At 69.7% G+C, this 25,370-nt stretch carries 30 protein-coding genes; 13 read left to right on the top strand and 17 right to left on the bottom strand.

The genetic code is table 11. The annotated features are described in order from the left end of the window. Window positions 1–2: 2 nt before the first annotated feature. Window positions 3–1,295, bottom strand: coding sequence for a sugar ABC transporter substrate-binding protein (locus HDA39_RS19950; RefSeq protein WP_184797191.1), 1,293 nt, complete (start codon window positions 1,293–1,295; stop codon window positions 3–5). Window positions 1,296–1,305: 10 nt separating this feature from the next. After that, entirely contained in the window at window positions 1,306–2,349 is a 1,044-nt protein-coding gene (locus HDA39_RS19945) for a LacI family DNA-binding transcriptional regulator (protein ID WP_184797188.1), read from the bottom strand. A gap of 127 nt (window positions 2,350–2,476) precedes the next feature. Between HDA39_RS19945 and HDA39_RS19940 the strand changes: the two genes are divergently transcribed. After that, window positions 2,477–3,064 carry a histidine phosphatase family protein gene (locus HDA39_RS19940; protein ID WP_184797186.1) on the top strand — a complete coding sequence of 196 codons (588 nt, stop codon included), beginning with the start codon at window positions 2,477–2,479 and terminating at the stop codon, window positions 3,062–3,064. A 9-nt stretch (window positions 3,065–3,073) separates the two neighbouring features. Here the strand turns inward: HDA39_RS19940 and HDA39_RS19935 are convergent, their stop codons facing one another. Beyond that, window positions 3,074–3,478 carry an NUDIX hydrolase gene (locus HDA39_RS19935; RefSeq protein ID WP_184797184.1) on the bottom strand — a complete coding sequence of 135 codons (405 nt, stop codon included), beginning with the start codon at window positions 3,476–3,478 and terminating at the stop codon, window positions 3,074–3,076. Between the two features lie 119 nt (window positions 3,479–3,597). Between HDA39_RS19935 and HDA39_RS19930 the strand changes: the two genes are divergently transcribed. The 7 genes from HDA39_RS19930 to HDA39_RS19900 all read left to right on the top strand — a co-directional run bounded on the left by HDA39_RS19930 (window position 3,598) and on the right by HDA39_RS19900 (window position 8,986). After that, complete coding sequence (locus HDA39_RS19930) at window positions 3,598–4,479, top strand: PHP domain-containing protein (RefSeq protein WP_184797183.1); 882 nt, start codon at window positions 3,598–3,600, stop codon at window positions 4,477–4,479. Then, a complete protein-coding gene (locus HDA39_RS19925; RefSeq protein WP_184797166.1) occupies window positions 4,476–5,093 on the top strand; it encodes a MarC family protein in 618 nt (205 codons plus the stop codon). Before HDA39_RS19930 ends, HDA39_RS19925 begins: the two co-directional genes overlap by 4 nt. A 99-nt stretch (window positions 5,094–5,192) precedes the next feature. Further along, window positions 5,193–5,690, top strand: a complete 498-nt coding sequence (locus tag HDA39_RS19920; protein ID WP_184797164.1) for an alpha/beta fold hydrolase — start codon at window positions 5,193–5,195, stop codon at window positions 5,688–5,690. A gap of 141 nt (window positions 5,691–5,831) precedes the next feature. Continuing rightward, window positions 5,832–6,203 (top strand): hypothetical protein, encoded by a 372-nt coding sequence (locus HDA39_RS19915; protein ID WP_184797162.1) that lies wholly within the window; start codon window positions 5,832–5,834, stop codon window positions 6,201–6,203. A 200-nt stretch (window positions 6,204–6,403) separates the two neighbouring features. Beyond that, on the top strand, window positions 6,404–7,195 hold the full coding sequence (locus HDA39_RS19910) for an ABC-2 family transporter protein (RefSeq protein ID WP_184797160.1): 792 nt from the start codon (window positions 6,404–6,406) through the stop codon (window positions 7,193–7,195). Between the two features lie 19 nt (window positions 7,196–7,214). Beyond that, on the top strand, window positions 7,215–8,015 hold the full coding sequence (locus HDA39_RS19905) for an ABC transporter permease (protein WP_238356101.1): 801 nt from the start codon (window positions 7,215–7,217) through the stop codon (window positions 8,013–8,015). A 5-nt stretch (window positions 8,016–8,020) separates the two neighbouring features. Continuing rightward, window positions 8,021–8,986, top strand: coding sequence for an ATP-binding cassette domain-containing protein (locus tag HDA39_RS19900; protein WP_184797158.1), 966 nt, complete (start codon window positions 8,021–8,023; stop codon window positions 8,984–8,986). A gap of 12 nt (window positions 8,987–8,998) precedes the next feature. On the opposite strand, the gene HDA39_RS19895 is transcribed toward HDA39_RS19900, so the two are convergent. The 5 genes from HDA39_RS19895 to HDA39_RS19875 all read right to left on the bottom strand — a co-directional run bounded on the left by HDA39_RS19895 (window position 8,999) and on the right by HDA39_RS19875 (window position 11,434). Further along, window positions 8,999–9,316: a hypothetical protein gene (locus HDA39_RS19895; RefSeq protein WP_184797148.1), complete on the bottom strand. Its 318-nt coding sequence runs from the start codon at window positions 9,314–9,316 to the stop codon at window positions 8,999–9,001. After that, entirely contained in the window at window positions 9,313–9,756 is a 444-nt protein-coding gene (locus HDA39_RS19890) for a hypothetical protein (protein ID WP_337925809.1), read from the bottom strand. The genes HDA39_RS19895 and HDA39_RS19890 overlap by 4 nt, the downstream gene beginning before the upstream one ends. A gap of 137 nt (window positions 9,757–9,893) precedes the next feature. After that, window positions 9,894–10,133, bottom strand: a complete 240-nt coding sequence (locus HDA39_RS19885; RefSeq protein ID WP_184797144.1) for a hypothetical protein — start codon at window positions 10,131–10,133, stop codon at window positions 9,894–9,896. Window positions 10,134–10,298: 165 nt separating this feature from the next. Then, on the bottom strand, window positions 10,299–10,616 hold the full coding sequence (locus HDA39_RS19880; RefSeq protein WP_184797142.1) for a hypothetical protein: 318 nt from the start codon (window positions 10,614–10,616) through the stop codon (window positions 10,299–10,301). Continuing rightward, window positions 10,613–11,434, bottom strand: a complete 822-nt coding sequence (locus HDA39_RS19875) for a nucleotidyltransferase family protein (RefSeq protein WP_184797140.1) — start codon at window positions 11,432–11,434, stop codon at window positions 10,613–10,615. Before HDA39_RS19875 ends, HDA39_RS19880 begins: the two co-directional genes overlap by 4 nt. 182 nt (window positions 11,435–11,616) lie before the next feature. On the opposite strand from HDA39_RS19875, the gene HDA39_RS19870 reads away from it, so the two are divergent. After that, a complete protein-coding gene (locus HDA39_RS19870; RefSeq protein ID WP_337925807.1) occupies window positions 11,617–12,132 on the top strand; it encodes an RNA polymerase sigma factor in 516 nt (171 codons plus the stop codon). Next, a complete protein-coding gene (locus HDA39_RS19865) occupies window positions 12,129–13,160 on the top strand; it encodes a hypothetical protein (RefSeq protein WP_184797138.1) in 1,032 nt (343 codons plus the stop codon). The genes HDA39_RS19870 and HDA39_RS19865 overlap by 4 nt, the downstream gene beginning before the upstream one ends. On the opposite strand, the gene HDA39_RS19860 is transcribed toward HDA39_RS19865, so the two are convergent. From HDA39_RS19860 to HDA39_RS19850, 3 genes are all read right to left on the bottom strand, one after another. Continuing rightward, on the bottom strand, window positions 13,153–14,139 hold the full coding sequence (locus HDA39_RS19860) for an ArsR/SmtB family transcription factor (RefSeq protein WP_184797136.1): 987 nt from the start codon (window positions 14,137–14,139) through the stop codon (window positions 13,153–13,155). The genes HDA39_RS19865 and HDA39_RS19860 overlap by 8 nt on opposite strands. Window positions 14,140–14,212: 73 nt before the next feature. Further along, window positions 14,213–15,073: an alpha/beta fold hydrolase gene (locus tag HDA39_RS19855; protein WP_184797134.1), complete on the bottom strand. Its 861-nt coding sequence runs from the start codon at window positions 15,071–15,073 to the stop codon at window positions 14,213–14,215. Beyond that, window positions 15,070–16,584, bottom strand: a complete 1,515-nt coding sequence (locus HDA39_RS19850) for an MFS transporter (RefSeq protein ID WP_184797132.1) — start codon at window positions 16,582–16,584, stop codon at window positions 15,070–15,072. The genes HDA39_RS19855 and HDA39_RS19850 overlap by 4 nt, the downstream gene beginning before the upstream one ends. A gap of 86 nt (window positions 16,585–16,670) precedes the next feature. Here HDA39_RS19850 and HDA39_RS19845 point away from each other — a divergent pair, with 86 nt between their 5' ends. Then, entirely contained in the window at window positions 16,671–17,420 is a 750-nt protein-coding gene (locus tag HDA39_RS19845) for an AAA family ATPase (RefSeq protein ID WP_184797130.1), read from the top strand. Here HDA39_RS19845 and HDA39_RS19840 read toward each other — a convergent pair. Both HDA39_RS19840 and HDA39_RS44125 read right to left on the bottom strand, forming a co-directional pair. Then, window positions 17,417–18,319 (bottom strand): DUF4349 domain-containing protein, encoded by a 903-nt coding sequence (locus tag HDA39_RS19840; RefSeq protein ID WP_184797128.1) that lies wholly within the window; start codon window positions 18,317–18,319, stop codon window positions 17,417–17,419. The genes HDA39_RS19845 and HDA39_RS19840 overlap by 4 nt on opposite strands. Before the next feature lie 139 nt (window positions 18,320–18,458). Beyond that, window positions 18,459–20,489, bottom strand: a complete 2,031-nt coding sequence (locus HDA39_RS44125) for a DEAD/DEAH box helicase (protein ID WP_238356100.1) — start codon at window positions 20,487–20,489, stop codon at window positions 18,459–18,461. Window positions 20,490–20,825: 336 nt separating this feature from the next. Between HDA39_RS44125 and HDA39_RS19830 the strand changes: the two genes are divergently transcribed. Continuing rightward, on the top strand, window positions 20,826–21,509 hold the full coding sequence (locus HDA39_RS19830) for a ferritin-like fold-containing protein (RefSeq protein ID WP_238356099.1): 684 nt from the start codon (window positions 20,826–20,828) through the stop codon (window positions 21,507–21,509). Window positions 21,510–21,576: 67 nt separating this feature from the next. On the opposite strand, the gene HDA39_RS19825 is transcribed toward HDA39_RS19830, so the two are convergent. The 4 genes from HDA39_RS19825 to ligD form a co-directional block, all read right to left on the bottom strand. Next, entirely contained in the window at window positions 21,577–21,855 is a 279-nt protein-coding gene (locus HDA39_RS19825; RefSeq protein WP_337925806.1) for a GlsB/YeaQ/YmgE family stress response membrane protein, read from the bottom strand. 174 nt (window positions 21,856–22,029) lie between these two features. Further along, on the bottom strand, window positions 22,030–22,257 hold the full coding sequence (locus tag HDA39_RS19820; RefSeq protein WP_184797124.1) for a DUF3107 family protein: 228 nt from the start codon (window positions 22,255–22,257) through the stop codon (window positions 22,030–22,032). 306 nt (window positions 22,258–22,563) lie between these two features. Next, window positions 22,564–23,193 carry a TetR family transcriptional regulator gene (locus HDA39_RS19815; protein ID WP_184797122.1) on the bottom strand — a complete coding sequence of 210 codons (630 nt, stop codon included), beginning with the start codon at window positions 23,191–23,193 and terminating at the stop codon, window positions 22,564–22,566. A gap of 140 nt (window positions 23,194–23,333) precedes the next feature. After that, window positions 23,334–24,266 (bottom strand): non-homologous end-joining DNA ligase, encoded by a 933-nt coding sequence (ligD, locus tag HDA39_RS19810; RefSeq protein WP_184797120.1) that lies wholly within the window; start codon window positions 24,264–24,266, stop codon window positions 23,334–23,336. A 42-nt stretch (window positions 24,267–24,308) separates the two neighbouring features. Here ligD and HDA39_RS19805 point away from each other — a divergent pair, with 42 nt between their 5' ends. Next, the gene (locus HDA39_RS19805; protein ID WP_184797118.1) at window positions 24,309–25,226 is read left to right on the top strand and encodes an alpha/beta fold hydrolase; all 918 of its coding nucleotides are present in this window, start codon (window positions 24,309–24,311) and stop codon (window positions 25,224–25,226) included. Window positions 25,227–25,370 lie beyond the last annotated feature (144 nt).

The raw sequence follows: 25,370 nt of genomic DNA, 5'->3' as shown, positions 1-25,370 counted from the left end.
GGTCAGCTACCGGTGCCGATCGACGAGGCCTTGGTCTGGATCGCCTTCGCGGTCTCCTCCGGGGACTGGCCGGCCTTGGCCATCTTCTCCACCTCGGTGTCGAACGCGGTCGCGACCTGCTCCCAGTTCACGATCGCGGGCGGCGCCTTGGCGGTCTCCAGCTGCTTGCCGAACACCGGCAGCAGCGGGTCGTTCGCGATGCTCGGGTCCTTCCAGGCGGCCTGGACGGCGGGCAGGTCGGTCGACAGCTTGAACCAGTCGGCCTGCGTCTTGCCGTCGGACAGCCACTTGACCAGCTTCCAGGCGCCGTCCTTGTTCTTGCTCGCCTTGAACACGACGAAGTTGCTGCCACCGACGAACGACGTCGAGGTCTTGTTCTTCGGCAGCTCGAAGACGCCGATGTTCGGCTTGATCTTGTCGCCGCCGAGCTTGGCGATCGAGCCGGCCATCCACGGTCCGGAGATGAACATCGGGGCCTGACCGCTGACGAACTGCGCCTCGGTCTGGTTCGGCGGCAGGTCGGTCCCGGCGATCTTCTCGGTGAAGAACGACTGGTAGTACTTCAGCCCCTCCTGCATCTCCGGCGTGTCGAGCGTGAACTCCTTGTCGTCGTCGGAGGTGATGTTCGCCCCCGCCGACCAGGCGAACGGCATCACGCTCTGCCAGGAGCCCTGGCCGCCCGGCTGCAGGTTGATGCCGTACTTCGCACCGGCCTTGTCCTGCATCGCCTTGGCCATCGCCTTCAGCCCGTCCCAGTCGGTCGGGGGGGTGGTGATGCCGGCCTTCGCGGCCAGGTCCTTGCGGTAGTAGACGACCCGCGTCTCGACGTACCAGGGCACGCCGTAGCCGACGTCCTTGACCTTGGTGGTGTCCAGCGCGCCGGGGAAGAAGCTGCTGGTGTCGATCCCGGCCGGGGTCGGGTCGAGCGCGCCGAGATCGGCGAACTCGCCCATCCAGGTGGTGCCGACCATCGCGGCGTCCGGCAGCGACTGCGCGGTGATCGCGGTGGTGAACTTGTTGTGCGCGGCGTCCCATGGGATCGGCGTGACCGTCACCTTGGTGCCGGGGTTGGCGGCCTCGAACTCCTTGGTCAGCTTGGGCAGGTTCTCGCCCTCGGTGCCCATCGCCCAGACGGTCAGGTTCCCGGTGGCCGGGTCGCTGCCGATGCTGGTGCTCGCCTGCGGTGCCGACTCGGGGGATTCCTCGGACCGGCCGCAGCCGGACAGGGCCAGCGCCGCGGCGGTGAGTACGGCGCCGCCGGTCACCAGCCGGCCACGGGTGCTCTGGGTGATCATGCTCGTCTCCTCAGTTGTCTACTGCTGTGTTCGTGCCGTCGTCCCCCGGTGCGGTGCCGCAGGAGTCCCGCAGCACCAGTTCTGTCGGTAGTACGTCGTTGCGCGCCCTGGTGCGTTCCCCGGTCACGCGTTCGTGCAGTCGCTGGGCCGCCAGCCGGCCGAGCTCGGCCATCGGCTGCCGGACGGTCGTCAGCCCCGGCGACACGTACCGTGCCGCCATCACGTCGTCCCACCCGGTCACCACCATTTCGCTGGGGACACCGACTCCGCCGTCCCGCAGGGCCTGTACGGCGCCGAGTGCGATCTCGTCGTTCGCACAGACCAGACCGTCCGGCCGGGTGGTTGCCCTCAGCAACTCCCTGGCGAAGGCAGTACCTGCTGTTTCGGTCAGTGGTACCCGCTCAGGCTCCGGGACCTTGAAACCTCGCGCGTCCAGTGCTTTCGCGAACCCCTCGTAGCGCTGCGACACGTCGTACGAGCTGGCCGGATCGCCGACGAACAGCAGGTCCTGCCGTCCGTGGTCGAGCAGTCGCGTCGTGAGCCGCTCGGCGCTCGCCGCGCTCTCGGTCCGGACCGAGTCGCAGCCGGTCACGGGCGGGTGCGCGACCACGACCACCGGCACGTTCGCGCGGCGCAGGTCCTGGATCACGTCCAGCCCGAGCGCGTTGCCGTGGACAACGATTCCGTCCACCCGGCTCGCTAGGTCCCGCACCGTCTTGGCGGGATGGGGATTCCCGTGCGTGACGGTCAGTACGACGCTCTGCCCGTGCTCGCCGGCCCAGCGTTCGTAGCCCATCAGCAGGTCGCCGTAGAACGGGCCGGCCAGGTCGGGCAGCACGAGCCCGTGCGCCTCGTGACGTTGCACCGCGAGGCTTCGGGCGGCGCGCAGTGGAACGTAGTTGAGCTCGTGCGCCGCCTGGTCGACCCGGGCGCGGGCTTTCGCGGAGACCGGTCCGGTGCCCTGCAGTACCCGCGAGACCGTCGCGATCGACAACTGCGCCAGCGCGGCGACGTCGTAGATCGTCGCCGGCTTGCCGGTCGGTCCGGGGGGCATCGCGGGGACTCCTTTAGGAAGCTTCGGCGCCGAATGGAAGCGCTTACAGTTTTCGACCCTGCCTTGTCCCGGGGTGGTTGGTCAAGGGTTCGGGCCTGCTCGATCCGTGGTCTGAGACGATGACCGGGTGACCACACACGCAGCGTCAGGGGAGCGGAAGGACCGGCTCTGGCTGGTCCGCCACGGCGAGACCGAGTGGAGCAAGAACGGCCGGCACACGTCGACGACCGACCTGCCGCTGACCGCGGAGGGTGAGCGGATCGCGGGAGAGTTGCGCGACCGCCTGCAGGGGCACGACTTCGACCTGGTGCTGACGAGCCCGCGGCAACGCGCCCGGCGTACGGCGGAACTGGCCGGCTTCGCGGACGCCGAGGTCGACGACGACCTGGTCGAGTGGGACTACGGCGACTACGAAGGCATCACCACCGCGCAGATCCGCGAGACCGTGCCCGGCTGGACGGTCTGGGCCAACCCCGTACCCAACGGTGAAACGCCCGCCCAGGTCGCGGCGCGCCTCGACCGCGTGAACGCCCGGATCGCGGCCGTCGACGGCGACGTCCTGGTGTTCGGCCACTCGCACGCGCTGCGCGCATTGACCGCCCGCTGGCTCGAGCTGGACGTCACGGAGGGTCGCCACTTCGTGCTCAACACCGCAACGGTCTCGATCCTCGGCTGGGAACGCGGCTCAGCGGTCATCCATCAGTGGAACTCGTAGCGGTCGCATTCAGCCGGGAAGGGCGTTCCACTGGGCCAAGGTGGAGGCCAGCAGGGTCGCCGTCGGCAGGTTGTCGAGCTCGTCGCGGCTGACGAAACGGGCGTCGTCGGCGTCGTCGCCGGCTTTGAGCGTCCCGCCGACCTGCTCGGCCTGGTAGTCGCGGATCACGTACAGACGGTGCTCGGGAGCATCCCGTTCGACCTCTCCGACGAGATCGCCGACGACGACCTGGAGACCGGTTTCCTCCGCGACCTCGCGGGCCACGGCGGTCGGGTCGTCCTCACCCGGTTCGACCCGGCCGCCCGGCAGCGACCACAGCCCGCGGCCGGGCTCGTTGGCCCGCTGGACGAGCAGCAGACGGTGCTGGTCGTCGTACACCAGGGCTCCGACACAGTCGATCCGGTCACGCTCCATGTGGATAACAGTAAGGAGAGGGGTGCGGTCCGGATAGCATCAGTGCCGAGACTTGTCCAGAACTGATCTCTCTTGTCGCGAACTGTCTCTCTTGACCAGAGAAAGGATCCCGATCGCTCGTGCGCATCGACCTGCACACCCACTCCAACCGCTCGGACGGCACCGACCCGGTCGACGTCCTGATCGCGCACGCGCAGCGGGACGGCCTGGACGTGATCGCGCTCACCGATCACGACACGGCCGACGGGTGGGCCGAGGGCCGGCGCGCCGCGGAGGAGCTCGGGATCGGCTTCGTGCCCGGGATCGAGATCTCCTGCAAGCTGCGGGGGATCGCGGTCCACCTGCTCGCGTACCTGCCCGACCCGTCGTACCAGCCGCTGGCCGAGGAGCTGCGCGTCATCCGCGACGGCCGCACCGACCGGCTCCCGTCGATCGTCGCCCGGCTGAACGGGCTGGGCGTCCAGCTCACCGTCGACGAGGTGCTCGCCCAAGCCACCGGTACGCCGTCGGTCGGCCGCCCGCACGTCGCCGACGCGCTGGTTGCCAACGGCACCGTCGCGAACCGCGGCGAGGCGTTCGACCGGTTCCTGGCCGACGGCCGGCCGGGGCACGTGTCGCACTACGCGATCGACCCGGGCCGGGCGATCGAGCTGGTCCGCGCGGCCGGGGGTGTCCCCGTGATCGCGCACCCGTGGGGCCGCTCGAGCTACAAGGTGGTCACCGCCGAGACGATCGCCCAGCTGGTCTCCGACCACGGGCTGGCCGGGATCGAGGTCGACCACCAGGACCACTCGCCGGAGTCGCGGGCGACGCTGCGCGGGATCGCCGAGGACCTGGGCATCATCTGGACCGGTTCGAGCGACCACCACGGGCTCGGCAAGGTGAACCACGAGCTCGGGGTGAACTCGACCGACCCGGAGCAGTTCCAGCGGCTGCTCGAGGTCGCCAAGGAGAACGCCGCCGCGAGCGGCGCCCGAGTGCCCGAGGCGTACCTGCCGTGAACTCCGTCATCAACCTCGGCCTGCTCAGCGAAGTCTTCGTCACGCTGTTCGTGATCATGGACCCGCCCGGCACGGTGCCCGTGTTCATCTCGCTGACCGCCGGGCAGTCCCGCGCGGTCCGCAAGAAGGCCGCCTGGCAGGCGGTCCTGGTCGCCTTCGGCGTGATCGTGGTGTTCGCCGCCTTCGGCCAGCAGATCCTGCACAACCTGGGCATCACGCTCCCGGCCCTGCAGGCCGCCGGCGGACTGCTGCTCCTGCTGATCGCGCTGCAGTTGCTGACCGACACCGCCGAAGACCCGGTGCAGACGAAGAACGTCAACATCGCCTTCGTCCCCCTCGGCACGCCGCTCCTGGCCGGCCCCGGCGCGATCGTCGCCACCATGGTGTTCGTCCAGCGCGCGGACGGCTCCGTGCCCGAGGTGGTCGCGATCTCGGTCGGCATCGTCCTGATCCACCTGGTGATGTGGCTCACGCTGCGCTTCTCCGGCGTCATCATGCGCATCCTCGGCGAGAACGGCGTCCTCCTGGTCACCCGCATCGCGGGCCTCCTCCTGAGCGCCATCGCCGTCCAGCTGGTCGCCGACGCGGTCTCGGACTTCATCAAGGCCGGCTGAGCATCAAGGCCGGCTGAGCGTTCGCCGTACCAGCGCCGTGTGCGCGGCGTGCCAGCGCGGGGCTGGACAGTGGGGTCACCGATCCACAGAGGGGTGACCATGACCACCAAGACCGTGAACAAACTGCCGGTCCCCGGCGCGACACTGCACTACGAGGTCACCGGCACCGGCCCGATCCTGCTCCTGATCGCCGGCGGCTTCACCGACGGCGGCGTCTTCGACTCGATCGTCGGCCAACTGGCCGCCGACTACACCGTCGTCACCTACGACCCCCGAGGCAACTCCCGCAGCCCGTACGACGCCCAGCGCGCCCGCCCCACAAGCCAGCCGCCAAGGTCCCAAGTAGTCGCCACCGCCGAGCACTCCCGCTCCGAAACAGTCCCCGCCGACGCGCGCTCCACCGATCCCCGCCCGGCTGGCCCCCGCCCTCAAGTAGTTGCCACCGACGAGCTCCCACAGGCAGTCCCCGCCCACCCGCACGACGAACGCATCGACCAGTCGGCCGAGGACGCCCTCGCGCTCATCGACGCCGTCGGCGGCGGCGAGCCGGCGTACGTGTTCGGCAGTTCCTCCGGCGCGATCACCGGCCTCAACTGATCACCCGCCACCCCGACCGCGTCCGCATGCTCATCGCGCACGAACCACCCGCCGTCGGCGTCCTGGCCCGACGCCACCACCGCGCACGCGTTCTTCGAGGACGTCCACAGCACCTACACCACCGACGGCCCGGTCCCGGCGTTGCACCTGTTCGCCGGCGGCCTCGGGTTCGACGACGACGACCAGCCGGCGCCCGAGGACCTCCGCCCGGAGTACCGGCACGCCGTCGAGCGCATGATGGGCAACACCAACACCTTCTTCGCCCACAAGTTGTTGCCCTTCACCCGCTACCGCCCCGATCTCGACGCGCTCCGCGAGGTCGCCGCCAAGATCGTCCCCGCGGCCGGCGCCGACTCCGCCGAACACCTCCCGGCCCGCCCGATCGGCGTCATCGCCGACGAGATCGGCTGGCCGGTCGTCACCTTCCCCGGCGGCCACTCCGGCTACGCGTCCCACCCGGTCCAGTTCGCCACCCTGCTCAACCGCCTGCTGGAGTCCGACCAAACCACCTGACCCAACCTGGCCACCAGTAAGAAACCAGGTTGACGCCCCGCGCCGGCCCGGCGTACCGTCACTCTCCTTCCCTTGACAACGGCGCGTTCAGCGTGCCGCCACAGTGGTGTCCGAACCCCCGGGTCCTTCAGGATCCGGGGCAGTTCAGCGTGCCGCTGTGCCTCCGGACACCACTCACCGATGAGTGAAAGGAGGTTGCCGTGGGCGTCTACTGGGCGATCGCGGTCCGGTCGTTCCGCCGGTTCTCGACGTACCGGATCGCCACCCTGTCGGGCGCGTTCACCAACACCGTCTTCGGGTTCATCTTCTGCGGCGTGTACCTGACGCTGTGGGAGCAGCGCCCGAACCTCGGCGGGTACGACGTCACCGACGCGCTCACCTTCGTCTGGTTGCAGCAGGGCCTGCTGGTCCCGATCGGGATCTTCGGCGCGCGTACCACCGTCGAGCTCGGCGAGCGGGTCCGCACCGGCGAGATCGCCGTCGACCTGTACCGGCCGACCCACCTGATGCTGTGGTGGTTGTCGATGGACGCCGGCCGCGCCGCGTTCGAGCTGCTCGCCCGCGGCGGTGTCCCGTTGCTCGTCGGCTCGCTGGTCTTCGACCTGCGCTTCCCGTCGTCGCCGCTGCAGGGGTTCGCGGTCGGGGTCGCGCTGGCGTTCGGGATCCTGGTCAGCTTCGGCATCCGGTACCTGGTCGCGCTGTCCGGGTTCTGGATCACCGATTCGCGCGGCCTGGAAGGGCTCGCGCTGGTGCTGTCGCTGTTCTTTTCCGGCACGATCCTGCCGCTGGTGGTGTTCCCGGGCTGGTTCGGCGAGTTCGCCCGCGCGACGCCGTGGGCCGCGACCATGCAGGTACCGATCGACGTCTGGCTCGGCCAGAACCTCCCGGCCCGGGCGCTCGCGTTCCAGCTCGGCTGGATCGTCGTCCTGCTGCTGATCGGCCGGCTCGCGACCGTGCTGGCGACCCGGAAGGTGGTGATCCAGGGTGGCTGACGCTTCGTTGCGTAGGGCAATGGCCTGGCCAGGCCAGTACTGGATGCTCGTGCTGATGTGGATCCGCTCGTCGCTGGCCTACCCGGCGTCGTTCGTGCTGCTGCTGATCGGGTCCGCGCTGATCACGGTGACCGACTTCGTCGCCGTCCTGATCATGTTCAGCCACATCGAGAGCTTCGGCGGCTTCGACCTCGGCCAGATGGCGCTGCTGTACGGGACCGCGTCGATGACGCTCGGCATCGCCGACCTCGTCACCGGCTCGATCGAACGCGTCGGCCAGCGGATCCGGACCGGCGACCTGGACGTCTGGCTGGTCCGCCCGGTCCCGGCGTTCATCCAGGCGATCGCCGACAACTTCGCGCTCCGGCGCCTCGGCCGCCCGCTGCAGGCCGGCCTGATCCTCGGTCTCGGGATCGGTGCCGTCGACATCGAGTGGACCGTCGTGAAGGTGCTCTTCCTGGTCGTCTCACTGGTCAGCGGCGCGGTCATCTTCGCCGCGATCTTCGTGCTCGGCGGCGCGTTCCAGTTCATCGCGATCGACTCGGCCGAAGTCGCCAACTCGTTCACGTACGGCGGCCAGCAGCTCACCCAGTACCCGCTGTCGATCTTCGGCCAGGACATCGTCCGGGCCGTCACGTTCGTCGTACCGCTTGCCTTCGTCAACTACTACCCGGTGCTCTACGTACTGGGCAAGCCGGCCCCGCTGGGCCTGCCGTCCTGGATCGGCCTGCTGGCCCCGGCCGTCGCGGTCGTGATGACCGCGGTCGCGTCGCTGGCCTGGCGAGGCGGTCTCCGCCGCTACCGCAGTACAGGGAGCTGATTGTCGTGCCCGTCATCGAGCTGGACCAGGTGTCCCGCGCGTTCACCGTCTCCACCCGCACCGGCCTGCGCCGGACCCGCCGCGAGGTCCGCGCCGTCGACGACCTCTCGTTCACCGTCGAACCCGGCGAGGTGATGGGCTACATCGGCCCGAACGGCGCCGGCAAGTCCACCACCATCAAGATGCTCACCGGCATCCTGGTCCCGACCGGCGGCACCATCCGCGTCGCCGGCGTCGACCCGTCCCGCCACCGCACCCGCCTGGCCAAACGCATCGGCGTCGTCTTCGGCCAGCGCACCACCCTGTGGTGGGACCTCCCGCTGAAGGACTCCTTCGCCGTCCTCCAGAAGATGTACGGCGTCCCGCCCGCCCGCCACCGCGAGAACCTGGACACCTTCGTCGACCTCCTGGACCTCGGCGACCTCCTCGACGTCCCCGTCCGCGCGCTGTCGCTGGGCCAGCGCATGCGCGGCGACATCGCCGCCGCCCTGCTCCACGACCCCGACATCGTCTACCTCGACGAACCCACCATCGGCCTCGACATCGTCAGCAAGGCCCGCCTCCGCACGTTCCTCGCCCAACTCAACAAGGCACGAGGCACCACGGTCATCCTCACCACCCACGACCTCGACGACATCGAGGCCCTCTGCTCGAGAGTCATGGTCATCGACCACGGCCAGCAGGTCTACGACGGCACCTTGACCGGCCTCAGAGCCTCCCAATCAGCCCCACGCACCCTCGTCGTGGACCTGGCCACCCCCCACCCACCCATCACCATCGAAGGCGCCACCGTCACCCGCACCGACGGCCCCCGCCAGTGGCTCTCCTTCCCACCCACCACCTCAGCCGCCCCCTTGGTCGCCCAGATCGCCGCCACCTACCCCTTGGTCGACCTCTCCGTCCAGGAGCCCCCCATCGAATCCATCATCACCAAGCTGTACACGTCCCCGATGGAACCGGTAGCCGAGTAGGGCGATGCGGCTTCAGGCGAGATCAGCAACCTTCGACGCGAAGACGACCTCCGGGTCCACAGCCGTCCGGTCGTCCCGCCATTCCTGCACGATCTCCGGGTCCTCCGCCTCGTCGAAAGTCCCGACTCCCGCGGCCATCAGGCGCTGTGCTTCGGCGATCGTGATCTCGACGTACTCGAGCTCGTGCAGGAAGTAGTAGTCGTGCCGGGCGGTCTCGTTCCGGTGGAACTTCCCGGTGTTCGCGACGTAGGTCCAGACGTCGAGATCGATCACCGCCGCCACCAGGTGTGGTTCGCCGTCCTCATCCTTGACCATGAACAGTCGTGTCATCGTGCCAATCCGTCCCGTCCGTCGTCGCGCCAGCGCTCCTGTGGCTCCTGCCCGCGCTCGGTCTCCGTCGTGGGCGGGAGCTCCTTCGACGCGCGAGGCGTCGTACCGCGTTCTCTACCGTAACTTCTCCGCTCGACCGGTACGCCGCCCAGGTTCGTCAAGGTCTCGATCCCAGCCGGCTGCGTCAGCTCGGCCGAACAACCAACGGCGAAGGTGAGCATCTCGTCGCGAAGATGCTGAGGTTGCCGGTGGTCTCGCTCGATCTCGTACGCCGCGGTGGTCTCCTCCTTCACGGCGATCGACTCCCGGGAGTGCACCTGGACCTCGATCAGCTCCCCGTGCGCGCGAAGGAAAATGTGGAGGCCCTTGTAACGACTGCCCTCGGTGTAGGAGTGATGAGCCGACTCCGTACTCCACCCCCGAGCCGTCAATCTGTCCACCACTTGCTCTGCCGTTCCAACGACCTGGTCCGGTCGATCGACCCCGACGGTGTAACGCAGCACGTCCTCGGGTTCCTTGGCCGGCCTCGCGTACCGCCTGTTGCCCTTCAGCTTGCGCGCCAAGGACTGAGGCGACTTCAGGCGATTCTCGAGGTGGTACGGAACATGGCGCCGTCCATCGAGGCCAGCATGTCCGCGGTGACCCGAGGCTCCACCCGAGCGGCCCGAGCCAGCAACGCAAGGCTCCGCTCCGTCGCGTTGACACCGAACTCGGCCACGATGCTCTGCCGATCCGGCAGGTCACCCCAGTCGAGTCGGTACCGCCGGCTGAGATGGGCATGCAACTCCGCCGGCTCCGGCAAGCGGTCGTCCCGCATGTAGGCCCCCCAGTGGTCGTCGTCCTTCGACCGTAGTTACTGGAGAAGCCGCCGTGGGGCAGAGATCTGAATCTGTGGACAACTTCCCACGTTTTAGTTGCCCCGAGCACCGGCATGGACGCCGCGCCGGCCCAGCCGAGAGCCCCGGCTGTCTCGTCGTACTACTCAGCCGAGGTCGGCGGCCATGGAGGCGAAGACGATCTCGGGGTCCATGGGGGAGGGGTCGTCGAGCCATTCCTGGAGGGTGTCGGGGTCGACTTCGCCGTCGAAGGTGCCGAGCCCGCCCGCGATCAGCCGCTTGGCCTCGGGGATCTCGATCGCGTCGTACAGAAGCTGCTGCAGGTAGAAGTAGTCTTCCTGCGCGGACGAGTTGCGGTGGAACTTGCCCGTGTTGGCGACGTACGTCCACACGTCGTCGTCGATGACGGCGGCGACCAGGCGGGGCTCCCCGGTCCTGGACTTGATCAGATACAGCCTCGTCATCGGTCGATCTCGTCCCGTCCGTGGTGGTTGCGGCGCCGGTGCGGCTCCTGCCGCTGGTCGTTGTCCTGTCCCGCTGCGGAGCCCTCGGTCGCCCTGGGCGATCTGGCGGGTGTCCTACCGTAGCCTCTGACCTCGACCGGAACGCCGCCCAGGTGTGTCAGTGCGTCGATCCCGGCGGGCTGGGTCATCGGGTCCGAGTACTTGATGCACTTGTCCAGCGCCTCGTCCTTCTCGGCCTTCGGTCGGTCGCGGTCCCGGAAGACCTCGTACCACCTGGTCGTCGCCTCCTTCACGGCGATCGACTGGCGGGAGTGGACCTGCAACTCGACCACCTGTCCGTGGCCACGGAGGAAGAAGTGCAGGCCTTTGTAGCGGCTGCCCGGCTGGTAAGAGTGATGCGCCGACGCCATCGACCAGCCACGCGCCCTCATCCGGTCGACCAGCTGCCGGGCGGTTCGCACGACCTGGTCCGGGTGGTCGACGCCCACGGTGTACCGCAGGATGTCCTCCGGCGGTGTGTACGGCGGACCGAGCCGATTCTCCTTCTTCAGCTTGCGGGCCAGCGACTGCGGCGACTTCAGCCGGTTCTTCAGGTGGTACGCGAACGCGTCGTCGTCGATCGATCCCGTCACGTCGGCCGTGACCCGCGGTTCGGCGCGAGCGGCCTCGGCGAGCAGGGCGAGCGCGCCGTCCGCCGCGTCGGCGCCGTACTGCGCGGCGATCTCCTCCCGGGTCGGTAGGTCGCCCCAGTCGAGGGGATGGGCTCGGCTGACGTGGGCGTGCAGCTCCGCCGGTTCCGGTAGGCGGTTGTCCCGCATCTGATCCCCCAGGTGGTCGTTGTTCTTCGAAGGTAGTGAGTTCGGGAGTGGCCGTGGGGTGGGGATTTGGATCTGTGGATAACTGGTGAGGAGGTTTCAGGTTGTGACCTGGTGGGGGTGGGGTCGTTGGGGGTTTGGTGGAGGGACCCAACCGGACGTGGGGTGGAGAGGGTAGACAGGGTGTGGCTGCGACGATGATCGAGCGGGGTGGGGTGGTGGCGCCTCCGGCGGACGGGGCCGGGTTTGTCGCGTGGGTGCGGCCGCATCTGCCGGCGATGGCGCGGGTGGCCGGGCGGTTGGGGGTGGGGGCCGACCGGGACGACATCGTGCAGGAGGCGTTGACGCGTGCCTGGATGAAGCGTGGGCAGTACGACGCGGCGCGCGGGTCGGCGTCGGCGTGGTTGCTGGCGATCACGGCGGACCAGGCGCGGAAGGCGGCGCGGCGGGTTCGGCCGGTGGTGGAGTTGGCCGAGCACGACGCCGCGGCGACGGGTGGGGACGTCGACGGGCGGGTGGACGTCGGGCAGGCGATGGAGGCGTTGTCGGTGCGGCAGCGGCTGGCGGTGGACTGTTTCTACTTCGCCGATCTGTCGGTGGCCGACACGGCCGCCGTGATGGGGTGCTCCGAGGGCACCGTGAAATCAACTCTTTCCGACGCGCGGGCGCGCCTGCGGTCCTTGCTGGAGGTCAGCGAATGACACCGACCGACGAGATCGACGAGCTGCTGCGGCAGGCGGGTTCTCGGTGGCGTGCCGAGCAGCCTTCGCCACCGGAGCCGGATCTGGAGCGGATCACGCGGAAGCCGAGGCGGCGATGGGTCGTTCCGGCGCTGGCCGCGGCGAGCGTCGCGGCGATCGCGGCGGCGGCGCTGGTCGTCCTGCCCGGCGGCGACGACGAGCCGGTGGTTGCCCCGGGCAACGGGAAGACGCATCCGCTGGAGGTCCGGGACGGGGACCGGGTGGAGGTCAGCGGTCAGGTGGTCGCGGCGCCCGGCGTACCGGTGCGGTACTGCTTGCCGGTGCCGGCGATCTCGGTGGGCGGTCCCGGGGGCGAGGCGCCGGCGTGCGCGCCCGGTGCGGCGGTGGATCTGACCGGGGTCGATCTCACGCGGCTGATCGACCTGAACGTGATCGGCGGCGTCAAGACCGGCAACGCCAAGCTGGTCGGGATCTGGAAGGCCGGGACGATCGCGGTCGAGGAACAGGGACCGCCTGCGACAGTGCAGCCGGGCGACGCGGCGCCGACGGTTCCGTGTGCGGCGCCCGCCGGTGGATGGACGAAGGGCGACGCGAGTCAGTCGATCACCCCAGCGATCGAGCAGTTCGTGAAGGCTCGTACGGCGGACCTGCAGAACCCGTGGATCGGCTGGCCGGAAGGGTTCCCGACCGAGACGACGCCCGGTGCCCCGCCGAACAAGCCGAGCGTCCTGATGATCGGTGTCGCGCACGGCGATGTCGCGGCCGTACGGCGGGCGCTGGAGCCGCAGGTCAAGGGCAACCTGTGCGTGACGCAGGTGAAGGTGAGCCAGTCCGAGGCCGCGAAGCAGCAGGCGGCCGTGGAGGCGCTGCCGATTCGGGAGTACGGGATCACCTCGGTGGGGCTTGGCGTCGGCGACAAGCCCGTGCGGGTGGAGCTGCGGATCCTGGATGAGAAGACGCTGACCGCGCTGAAGCCGGTCGGGGTGGACTCGCTGGACCTGCAGCCGTACATCCGGCCGGTCAGCTGAGCAGGTCGACCAGGGCGTCGCCGCGAGGGGTGCGTTGGATGCGGACCTCGCGGCCGGCGCGGTGTCGGACGACCAGGCCGGCTGCCGCGAGCTGGGTGCAGTGGTACGTCGCCGTGCTGGGCCCGGCGTTCAGCTGGCGGGCCAGGCGGCCCATGGAGACAGGGCGGACCAGGGCGCGCAGGATGGCGGCGCGGAGCGGGCCGATCAGCAGGGCGAGGCTGTCGGCAGCTGGTGGCGGCGCCTCGCCCAGGCGGTCCAGGCCGGGGACCGGGTAGCCAAGCCACACCCGGTCCGGCTCGTCCAGGTTGAAGACCGACGCCGACGTACCGGACACCAGCGGGACCAGTACGACGGGCCGGTCCTTGAGGACGACCCGGTACGGGTGCTGGTCGGACAGGTAGAGCGTCTGCTCGCCGTACCGGGCACGGGTGCTCAGGTTGGACAGCAGTACGTCGAGCCCGCCCGTCACGGTCGCAGCGCCGATCCGGTCGGTCTCCCGCGCGCGGATCCCGCTCGACTCCTGCCAGATCGGCGCGTACGCCGTCCAGGCCGCGGTCAGCAGCCTCACGTACAGCCCGAGCCACTGGCGCGGCCGCCGCAGTGCACCCCTCCAGGGCATCGGCGGCTCGCCAGGTGTCATGAGTTCGACGTCCTCGCCGAGCTCGTCGGGCGTGACGTTCGCGATCCGGTCGAGCTGCTCCTGGACGGGCGAACCGTCGATCCCGAGCGGGGTCAGGCAGGCCGGCAGCAGCGCGCCGGTGCGGTTGAACATCGGGATCACCGCTTGGGCCGCGTCGGGCGGCAGCGCCCGGCGGATCGTGCGGATCCAGTCCGGGGCGATCCCCTGGCGGGGGCCACCGAGCGTGTCGACGACCAGCGAGATCAGGCTCGCCATCGGTGCCGGCGCGACGCCGATCCGGACCCGGCTCAGCTCGCCCAGGACCAGCTCGGTGTGCCGAGGGCTGACCGTCGCGTTCATCGGGGACCCTCTCGAGTGGCCGGTCGGACTAGACCAGATTAACCACCGCAGAGGGCCAGGTGACGGCTTGTCCTCAGTGGTGGTCGTGGAAGAAGTCGACCAGGATCCGCGCGGTCGCGGCCGGTTGCTCGATCGCGGGGGAGTGGCCGGCGTCGGCGATCACCTGCGGCTTCACGCCGAGCAGGTCGGCCATCCGGTCCTGCACCGCGAGCGGCCAGCCGTCGTCGGTCTCGCCGTACGCGACCTGAGCCCGTACGCCGGACGCCGCCAGCTTCTCGGTCCGGTCCTCCGCGTCGATCAGCCGCTTGCTGATCTCGGCCAGGCCCACCGGCACGTTCCCGGTGAACCGCCGGCGCAGGAACGCCGCGATCTCGGTCGCGGGCGCGACGTACCGCGGCTCCTTGCTGTCGTGCTCCAGCTTCAGGTCGTACACCTGCTCGATCGGCAGGTTGTCGAGGCCGAACGCCAGCATCTGCAGCCCCTGCACCTTCGCCTCGTCGCTGAAGCCGCCCGGCCCCGAGCAGAGCAGCGTGATCGTGGAGAACACCGACGAGTCGGCCAGCACCGCCTCCCGCGCGACCAGCCCGCCGAACGAGTGCCCGACCAGCTGGCTGTAGCCGCCCAGCTCCTTGCTCATCGCGACCACGTCGAGCGCGAGCTCCTTCAGCGTGTACGCCGAGGGGTCGGCCGGTCCGGGCGTCTCGTACTGTCCCCGCTGGTCGACCGCGACCGCGCGCCAGCCGAAGCGGGCCAGGTGGTCGACCAGCGGAGTGAAGTCCTCCTTGCTGCCGGTCCAGCCCGGGACCAGCAGCGCCGTACCGAGCGGCGTACCGACGTCGGGCACGGCCTGCAGGGTGGCGAAGTTGCCACGGTCGGTCTCGAGCGTGACGGGACGAACCCCGTCGGGCAGGGTCAGCGTGCGCGGCGTACTCACGACTCCACGGTATCCCGCTGCTTGGTTCGCAGCAGGGTGGCGGTGGCCACAGCCAGCACGACGACGATGCCCAAGCTGACGAGGGCAGCGACCTGTACGCCGTTCGTGTACGCCGACCTGGTGAGCTCCAGGACCTGCCTGGCCAGCGGGCCAGGCAGCTGCTCGGCCACTGCGACCGCGCTGCCCAGTGTGTCGCGTGCGTCGCTGGAGACCCCAGCGGGCAGCGTCTGCTCGGTCACCTGGCTGCGGTAGACCGCTGTGACCAGACTGCCGGCTACAGCGACGCCGAGGGCCATGCCGAGTTCGGTGCCGGTCTCGCCCATGCCTGACGCGAGTCCGGCGCGCTCCGGCGGAGCACTGCCGACCACCAGGTCGTACGTGAGGGCCAGGACGAGCTGGATGCCGAAGTTGGCGATCACCAGGCCGACGACGGTCGTCGTGAGGCCGGACACAGCCATCAGCGCCAGACCGGGGACAGCGATGAGGAAGCCCAGCGTCATCGCCGTACCGGCGTTCAGCCGCCGGACGATCAGCGGCCCACCGAGCGTGCCGAGGATCCCGGAGACAGCTGACGGCATCATCCACAGGCCTGCCTTCAGCGGCGACAGGCCGAGCACCAGCTGGAAGTACTGGACCGACAGGAAGCCGGTAGCGGCCAGGACGAACAGGCCGAAGGTCTGTGCACCCAGCGAGACGCTGAACGACGGCAGGTGGAACAGGCGCAGGTCCACCAGCGGCTCGGCCAGGGTCAGCTGACGCCGTACGAAGGTGTAGCCGGCCAGCAGGCCTGCGGCCAGTACGGCGAGGGTGATCAGGTGTACGCCATCCTTGGCGGTCTCCTTCAGGGCATAGACCACCGCGATGATTGCACCGGTGGACAGCACCACGCTGGGCAGGTCGATCCGGCCCGCACCGGGGTGACGGAACTCGGGCAGCAGCGGCCGGGCCAGCACGAGCAGGAGCAGCAGCGGCGGGATGCCGATCAGGAACACCGCGCCCCAGTGGAAGTTCTCCAGCAGGACGCCGCCGACCAGCGGACCGGCGATCCCGCCGACCATGAAGTTGGTCATCCAGATCGCGATCGCCAGCTGGCGCTGCCGCGGGTCGCGGAACATGTTGCTGATCAGCGAGAGCGTCGACGGCATCAGCGTGGCCCCGGCCAGACCGAGCAGCGCCCGGGCGCCGATCAGCATCGCCGCGCTGGTCGCGAACGCGGCGATCAGCGACGCGACCGCGAACCCGGCGGCGCCGATCATCAGCAGCCGGCGCCGGCCGATCCGGTCGCCGACCGTGCCCATCGTGATCAGCAGGCCCGCGACGACGAAGCCGTACACGTCGATGATCCAGAGCAGCTCGGAGCTGCTCGGGCCGAGATCGGCGGTCAGCATCGGGGCGGCCAGGTGCAGGACGGTCATGTCCAGGCCAATCAGGATGGTCGGCAGGGCCAGGACGGCCAGGCCGAGCCACTCGCGGCGGCCTGCCCGGGTCGGCGGGTTCACGGTCGTAGTCATGCGGATCATCCTGAAACTTCAACAATGCTTTAAGTCAACAGGCGCCCCGGCAGGCGGCCTGTTCCACCGTGCGGCACAATGGCCGGGTGCCGCGGACGCTGGCAGTCGCCAATCAGAAGGGCGGGGTGGCGAAGACCACCACCGTCGCCACGCTCGGTGCTGCCCTGACCGAGCTCGGGCAGCGCGTGCTGCTCGTCGATCTCGACCCGCAGGCCTGCCTGACGTTCTCGCTCGGCGTCGACCCCGAGGACCTGGAGGTCTCGCTGCACCACGTGCTGCTCGGTGGGTCCAAGGCGCGCGACATCCTGATCGCGCTCGACGAGGGGCCGGACCTGGTTCCGGCGACGATCGAGCTGGCCACGGCCGAGGTCCGGCTGTCCCGCGACAGCGGTGCCGAGCAGTCGCTGCGGACGGCGCTGCGGCCGCTGGCGTCGTCGTACGACTGGATCTTGATCGACTGCCCGCCGACCCTCGGCCTGCTCACCGTCAACGGGCTGTCGGCGGCGTCCGAGGTGCTGATCCCGCTGCAGTGCGAGACGCTCGCGCACCGCGGTGTCGGCCAACTGCTGGACACCATCCACGACGTCCAGCAGCTGACCAACCCGGGCCTCGAGATCCTCGGCGTCCTCCCGACCCTGTACGACGGCCGCACGACCCACGCGCGGACCGTGCTGGAGACGATCGCCGGCACGTACGAGCTGCCGGTCCTCCAGCCGCCGATCCCCAAGTCCATCCGCTTCGCCGAGGCTCCCGCGATCGGTCAGACGATCCTCACCACCGCGCCCACCAGCCCCGGCGCGGCGGCGTACAGAGAACTGGCGAAGTCGCTGCTCTAAGGCTGTTCAGGCGTGGCGACCGGCGTACGGCGAAGGCGGTGGCGGTAGCGGTAGAGCGGATAGCCGAGCAGGGCCAGGGCGACCAGGAACGGGAGCACGGCGCCGAGCACCGTCGTCAGGGCGAAAAACGTTGTGGTGAAGGCGTTCCAGCCTCCGCTGAGACCGGCGAGGAAACCCCGGTCGTCCGTCTCCACGACCGGCGCCTTGCCCGGTTCGGCGATGACGAGGGACAAGGTGGCGAGCTCGGTCTGGCCGGACAGGGCCTTCTGCTTGGCGAGCAGGGCTTCGAGGTCGGCCTCGCGCCGGGTCAGTTCCGACTCCACCGAGACGATCTCGGCGATCGTGGTCGCCTTCGCCAGCAGGGCGCGCATCCGCTCGAGGCTGGCGCGCTGGGAGGCGATCCGGCTGTCCACGTCGACGACCTGCTCGGTGACGTCACTGGACTCCTGGCGGATCCCGGTCCGGGTGCCGAGCTCGGACAGGCGCTGGATCGCGGTCTCGTACGCCGCCGTCGGCACCTTGAGCACGAGGTTCGCGCGGGTGATCCGCCCGTCGTCGTCGCTGCCGGTGTCCTCGGACGCGACCTGACCGCGCAGGCTCGTCACGACGCCTATCGCGGCCTGGCGCTGCTTGTCGACGTCGTTGTCCTCGACGGTCAGCGAACCGGTCTTGACGATCGCCCGCGTCAGGTTCGGCTGCGCCGGAGCACCGGCTTTCTCCTTGCTGCCTTGGTCCGTGGCCGACGAGTCACCGGCCTTGTCCTGCGGCCCGCTGAACTCCGGCGCCGCGGCGCTGCCCGCCGTCGAGTTCGACTCGTTGCCGCCACCGCTGCAGCCGGACAGCGCCACGGCCGCCAGCACAACCCCTGCCGCTACGGCGGCCCACCGTGTCTTCACCATCGCCCCACACCCTCTTTCCCCTCGACGATCTGTCCAGCTAGGACGGTCGTACCGGGGGACGGCGTTGCGGTGTTCGGTCACGGTCGGGCAACAGAAAACCCCGCCCAGAACTGGACGGGGTCGTCTGCGACGTTCGGTGTTACTCGGGTGCGGTGAAGGTCGGTACGGCGGGCGCGGCCTTCTTGCGCGCGCGCTTCACCGGCTTCTCCCCGGCCGCCTCGTCAGCAGCAGGCTCGGCCGCTGCTTTCTTCGTCACGGCCTTCTTGGCCACTGTCTTCTTGGCGGCGGCCTTCTTCGCCGGTCGCTTGGCCGCGACCTTCTTGGCGACCGGAGCCTCCTCGACCACCGGGGCCTCCTCGGCAGCCGGCGCCGCGACAGCCTTCTTCCGGGTCCGCTTCGGCTTCTCCTCAACGGGAGCCTCCGCCTCGACCGGAGCAGCAGCGGCCTTCCGCGTACGGGTCCGCTTGGGCTTCTCCTCGGCCGGTGCGTCAACAGCCTCGGCCACCGTGGCCTCGGCCGGAGCCGCTGCCTTGCGAGTCCGCGTACGCCGAGCAGGCTTCTCCTCAGCAGGTACGTCGACAACCTCAGCAACCGTTGCCGGTGCTTCGACTGTCTCCTGCGGAGCAGCAGCTTCCACCGACTCGGTGCGCCGACGGGTGCGCGTCCGGCGCGGCTTCTCCTCGGTTGCCTCGGCCGGCACGGCTTCCGCCTCCACAGCAGCCGGCTGCGGCGCCAGCGACTCCGTGCTCTCGCCGGAGTCACCACCGCGACGACGGCGGTTGCGCTGGCGGGGCTTGCGCTCGCCGCGCTCGACCGTCGCGTGCTCGGCGGCCTCGGTCGACGTCGCCGCGTTCGGCGGGACCAGCGTCTTCGCGGTCACGTCGGCGTCGGTCTTCTGCTCGACGCTCTCCACGGCCTGGCCGCTCCGGGTGCGGCGACGGTTCCGGTTCCGCTTGCGGCCCGGGCGCTCGCCCGAGGCCGGCGCCGAACCCGACTCGCCCTCGCTGCGCCGCGGCGGACGGTCGCGCTCGGGCTTGTCCTCGCGCGCGGCCTTGATCCGGCCCTTCGCGTCGGTCGGGATGCCGAGGTCGTGGTACAGCTCCGGCGACGTGGAGTAGATCTCCTGCGGCTCGTCGTACGGCAGGTCGAGCGCTTTGTTGATCGTCTTCCAGCGGACCAGGTCGGCCCAGTCGACGAACGTCACCGCGATCCCGCTCGCACCGGCGCGGCCGGTCCGGCCGATCCGGTGGATGTAGGCCTTCTCGTCCTCGGGGCAGGTGTTGTTGATGACGTGCGTGACGCCCTCGACATCGATACCCCGCGCCGCGACGTCGGTGCAGATCAGAACGTCGACCTTGTCACCGCGGAACCGGGCCAGCGCCCGCTCGCGGGCCTGCTGGTTCAGGTCGCCGTGGATCGCCGCGGCCTTGAACCCGCGGTCGGTCAGCTCGTCGGTCAGCCGGCCGGCCTCGCGCTTGGTCCGGCAGAAGATCATCACCCGGCCGCGGTCCTCGGCCTGCAGGATCCGTGCGACCACCTCGGGCTTGTCCAGATCGTGTGCCCGGTAGACGAACTGGGCCGTGGTCGGCACCATCTGGGTGTCCTCGTGGGACTCCGCGCGGATGTTCAGCGGGTGCCGCATGTGGGTCCGGGCCAGGCCGATGACCGCCGACGGCATGGTTGCCGAGAACAACATTGTCTGGCGCAGCTCGGGCGTCTTGCGCAGGATCCGCTCGACGTCGGGCAGGAAGCCGAGGTCCAGCATCTCGTCGGCCTCGTCCAGCACCAGCACCTTGATGTGCGACAGGTCGAGCACCCCGCGGTTGGCCAGGTCGAGCAGCCGGCCCGGCGTACCGACGACGACGTCGACGCCCGACTTCAGGGTGTCCAGCTGCGGCTCGTACGCGACGCCGCCGTAGATCGTCATCACCCGGACCGTGCGCACGGTCGAGGCGGTGGTCAGGTCCTTGGCGACCTGGATGGTCAGCTCACGCGTCGGGGTGACGACCAGGGCCTGCGGCTTGCCAGGGGCAGCCAGCTCCTCGTAGTCGGGCTCGCCCGGCGAGATGGTGCGCTGCAGCAGCGGGATACCGAACCCGAGGGTCTTGCCGGTCCCGGTCCGGGCCTGACCGATCAGGTCGGTGCCCATCAGTGCGACGGGGAGCGTCATCTCCTGGATCGGAAACGGCTCCACGATGCCGACGCGGTCGAGCGCGTCACAGATCTCGGGCAGGACCCCGAGCTCTCGGAAGGTGGTCAGGCTGATCGCCTCTCACATGCTTGTACGGACAGAATGCACAGGGCCGGCGCCAGGGTCAGGTGTCCTCGTTCGGAACACCCGGAGCCCTTCATCGTGAGGCGCGGGACACTGTGCAAGCGGCTCGCACCAGCTGCCCATCTGGGCGCGTCACCGGCGAAACACCGTCCAGTGTAACCGCAAAGGCCGTCCACGCCGCCCAGCTCGGATTTCGCCTCCTGGTACGCCGGGGCCGATATGGTGCGGGGCATGACCGAGACGACGGCCTTCGACGATCCCGCCTACCGGGCCGCGGCGGTGGATCTGCTGGGCGTGCTGGCCTACGGCGAGCTGACCGCGTTCGAGCGGATCGCCGAGGACGCCAAGCTGGCGCCGACCCTGAACGACAAGGCCCAGCTGGCCCAGCTGGCGACGACCGAGTTCGGGCACTTCGTGCAGTTGCGGGACCGGCTGGTCGCGCTCGGGGTGGACCCGATGGACGCGATGCAGCCGTTCGTCACGCCGCTGGAGGCGTTTCACGACCACACCGCGCCGTCGGACTGGCTCGAGGGCCTGGTCAAGGCGTACGTCGGGGACGGGCTGGCCAACGACTTCTACCGCGAGATCGCGTCGTTCGTGGACGGCGAGACGCGGGCGCTGGTGCTCGAGGTGTTCGCCGACTCCGGGCAGGCCGAGTTCGTGGTGGACCGGGTGCGGGCGGCGATCGACGAGGACCCGAAGCTCGGTGGGCGGCTCGCGTTGTGGGGCCGCCGGCTGGTCGGCGAGGCGCTCAGCCAGGCTCAGCGGATCGCGGCCGATCGTGACTCGCTGACCGCGCTGCTGGCCGGGTCGGTGGATCGTCCGGGGCTGGACCTGGCGGCGATCGGGCGGATGTTCACCCGGCTGACCGAGGCGCACACGGCGCGGATGACCGCGCTCGGGCTGCAGCCGTAGTACCGCCGGAAACGCGAAGCGGCCGCCTGCCCCCGGGTGGGGGTGGCGGCCGCCGGTCAGGCTGCGGTCAGACCCTGGCCTTGCCGCTGTTGCGCGACGAGATGAACGCGACCACGATCGCGGCGCAGATGATCTGGATCAGGTACTGGATCCAGTCCGGGCCGGAGGTGTCCTTGACGCCGAGCAAGTAGGCGATCACACCGCCCAGGAAGGCGCCGATGCCGCCGCCCAGGATGGTCCAACCAAGACTGATGTTCTGCTTGCCGGGGAGCACCAGTCGGGCCAACGGCCCGAAGATGACTCCGGCGATGAGACTGACGATGATCATCCAGACCCAGAATCCCACGGTTCCTCCTCGAAAATGACTACCTGCGCCTGTCCAGTGCCCGAGGTCAAACGGGTACGTCGTCAGACCACCTGAACGCAGGTCTCATCTCTCATCGTGCCCCGATCGCCGGACTCCGCAACCGGGACACGCGTTCGAGTCCGGACCGATCCCAGACCGTGGCCGGGTGGTGTCTCAGACCGCGCCGAAACCGACCTTGCGGATCTCGGACTCGCCGATCTCGACGTAGGCGAGCTTCTCGGCCGGCACGATCAGCCGGCGGCCCTTCTCGTCGACCAGCGTCAACAGCCCGGTCTTGCCGGTGAGTGCCTCGGCGACGGCCGACTGGACCTCCTCCGGGGTCTGCTCGCTCTCCAGCACCAACTCACGATTGGCGTGCTGCACGCCGATCTTGACCTCCACGGAACCCTCCCGGGCACGTTCCGACCGGCGCGTCTCGCCGGTACGCCGACGAGCCTATCCGCTGCCGCCGCCGCGTTCTCACCAGTCCGCCAACAGCAGAACTCGGAGCAAGCTGTACGCCGGGTAGGTGCTCTCGTTTCGCCCCGCCGGTGGCTGAGGTTGCTTGCGATGCGGCCGGGTAGGTCGCGTGCGCTGAGGTCGCACCGGCCGGAAAGAGCTGGGGAGGAGGGCCGGGGAGACGGTGGCAGAGGTGTCTGCCAGCGTCCCCTCCGCACCAGCCGGCTGCGCCGGTGGTGCCCCTCCAGTTCAGCCTTCCGTGCGGGGGAAGCCTCGAATGCCTCGCCAGGCGAGGCTGGCGACCAGGTCGGCGGCTTGTTCCTGGGCGAGGGTGGGGTTGTCGGAGGCCAGCCAGTAGCGGGCGCTGACCTGGGCCATGCCGACCAGGCTGACGGCCAGGACCATCGACTGTTCCTTGTTCAGGCCGGCGTCGGCGCTGATCACCTCGGAGCAGGCTTCGGCGCAGGCCTGGGTGACGCGGTCGACGCGCTCGCGGACGGCCGGCTCGTTGGTCAGGTCGGACTCGAAGACCAGCCGGAACGCGCCCTGGGCGTTGGCGACGTACTCGTAGAAGGCGTGGATGGTGGCCGCGACTCGCTGCTTGTTGTCCTCGGTGGACTTCAGCGCGTCCCGGACCGACGCGACGATCGCCTCGCAGGAGCTGTCCAGCAGCGCCAGGTAGAGCTCGAGCTTGCCGGGGAAGTGCTGGTACAGGACCGGCTTCGAGACGCCGGCGCGGTCGGCGATGTCGTCCATCGCGGCGGCGTGGTAGCCGTTGGCGACGAAAACCTCCTGGGCGGCTTCGAGCAGCTGCGCGCGGCGAGCCAGCCGGGGCAGGCGACTGCCACGCTTCGGTGCGGTCTCCGGTGTCGTCGACACATCGGCTCCTTACGGTGGTGCGGCACCGGCGACGACCCGCCCCCGGTGTATACCGTCCGAATCCTACCTAGCGGTAGTCACTCGTGTTTCCTTCCCTGAGCAAGTCGCGCACATTTGTACAGACCAGTGGACCACTGGTTCTATTTCGATCCAGGCAGCGGCCGCGGATCGTCGTACAGGCCCTCCAGCACGTCGCCGTACTCCTCGACCCGCGCCAGCACCTCGTGCGGGAGGAAGGTCAGCTCCTCCTGCGAGGTCGCTGCGGCCACCTCGTCCCAGTCGATCGGCGTGGAGACCCGCGGCTCCTCCGCGCCGCGCAGCGAGTACGGCGCGAGCGTGGTCTTGGCGCTGGCGTTCTGGCTCCAGTCGATGAAGACCTTGCCGGGCCGCAGCGCCTTGGTCATCGTGGCGGTGACGTTCTCCGGCAGCGCCTCGGCCAGCTGCTCCGCGAGCTGCTTGGCGAACGCACTGGCCGTCCGCGACGACGTCGGCACGATCGGCACGTACAGGTGCATCCCCTTGTTTCCGGACGTTTTCGGCCACCCCTCCAGCCCGTAGTGGCCGAGCAGCTCACGCAGGGCGAGCGCGACGTCGCAGCACTCGACGATGGTCGCGCCGGGCCCCGGGTCGAGGTCGAAGACCACCAGGTCGGCCTGCGGGTCCTTGCCGCCGTCGGACAGCCCGATCCGCCACTGCGGCACGTGCAGCTCGAGCGCGGCCAGGTTGGCCAGCCAGACCACGGTCTGTACGTCGTCCGCGACCACGAAGTCGGCCTCGTCCCGGCCGGTCGAACTCCCGGGCGTCGGCAGGGTCTCGGTGCGCACCCAGGGCGGCGTACCGCGCGGTGCGTTCTTCTCGAAGAAGTACGCCGCGCCGGTGCCGTCCGGCCAGCGTTTGCGGGTCAGCGGCCGGTCGGACAGGTGGGGGAGCAGCAGGGTGGCCATCTGGTGGTAGTAGTCGATCACCTCCGCCTTGGTGAACCCCGTCTGCGGGTAGAGCACCTTGCCGAGGTTGGTGAGCTTCATCGTCTGCCCGTCGACCTCGGTGGTCAGTTGGGTCTGTCCGGCCGCCATGGGTCCCAGTGTCCCGCCTTGAAGGGGTTCTACCATGGCTCTGTGGACAGTTACGCGGGAGTAACCAACGCTTCAGTGCCGCTGGGTGCCCAGGCATGGCCGGATCGGAAGGTGCCGGTCTCGGGCGTGGACGTGCTGGTCAGAGACATCCCGGGCACGGCATCCGACCTGCCACCGGCACTGTTCGTGCACGGGCTCGGCGGCTCGTCCCTGAACTGGACCACGCTCGGCCTGCTGCTGAGTGACACCGTCCGCGGCATCGCCCCCGACCTGCCGGGCTTCGGCCAGACCCCGCCGGCCGCGCGCGGCGGAATCAACGACCAGGCCGAGGTCGTCGGCCGGCTGTGGGACGCCGAGTTCGGGGACGAGCCGATCCATCTGTTCGGCAACTCCATGGGCGGCTCGGTCGCGGTGGCGCTCGCGGCCCGTCGACCGGAGCGAGTGGCGTCACTGACTCTGATCTCTCCGGCACTACCGCATCCCAGGGCGTCTGTGACCGCGCTCTGGTTCGCCGCGCTGTCCACTCCGCGCCTCGGCCGAGTGGTCCTGGAGCGGAGCAAGCAGTTGCCGTTCGAGCGCCGGCTGCAGGCCGGCTACGGGCTGATCTTCGGTGAGCCCGACGCGCTGCCGCCTGACGTGCGACAGGCGTACGAGGAGGAGCTGCGCGCCCGCGACGCCTCGCCGTGGGGTCCACAGGCCACGCTCGACGGAGCCCGCAGCATCCTGCTGTCGTACTTGGCTCCGCCGCGCCGTTCGCTGTGGGTGGAGGCGTCCAAGATCACCTGCCCGGTCCTGCTCGTGTACGGCGGCCGCGACCGGCTGGTGGACGCCAAGATCCGTACCAAGGCCCAGGCCGCGTTCCCCGACGCCCGGTCGCTCTACCTGCCGCAGTCCGGTCACGTGGCCCAGATGGAGCACCCGCAGGAGGTCGAGCGGGCCTTCCGCCAGCCGTGCACGTAGGTGCAAAGGTGACACCGGCGTGCAACGTTTTGCCCCCGCCGGCGTCTAGGTAGGGGGAGGGGCCCGCACGCGCGCGGCCCATGGCACCAAGGGGGCAGTTGTGCGGTTGTTCGCGAGGCTGGGGGTGGTGCCGGTCCTAGCGTT

Origin of the sequence: Kribbella italica (assembly GCF_014205135.1) — a bacterium.
GTDB classification, from domain to species: domain Bacteria; phylum Actinomycetota; class Actinomycetes; order Propionibacteriales; family Kribbellaceae; genus Kribbella; species Kribbella italica.
The sequence above is the reverse complement of the archived record's forward strand: the minus strand, read 5'-3'. Positions and strand labels throughout refer to the sequence as shown.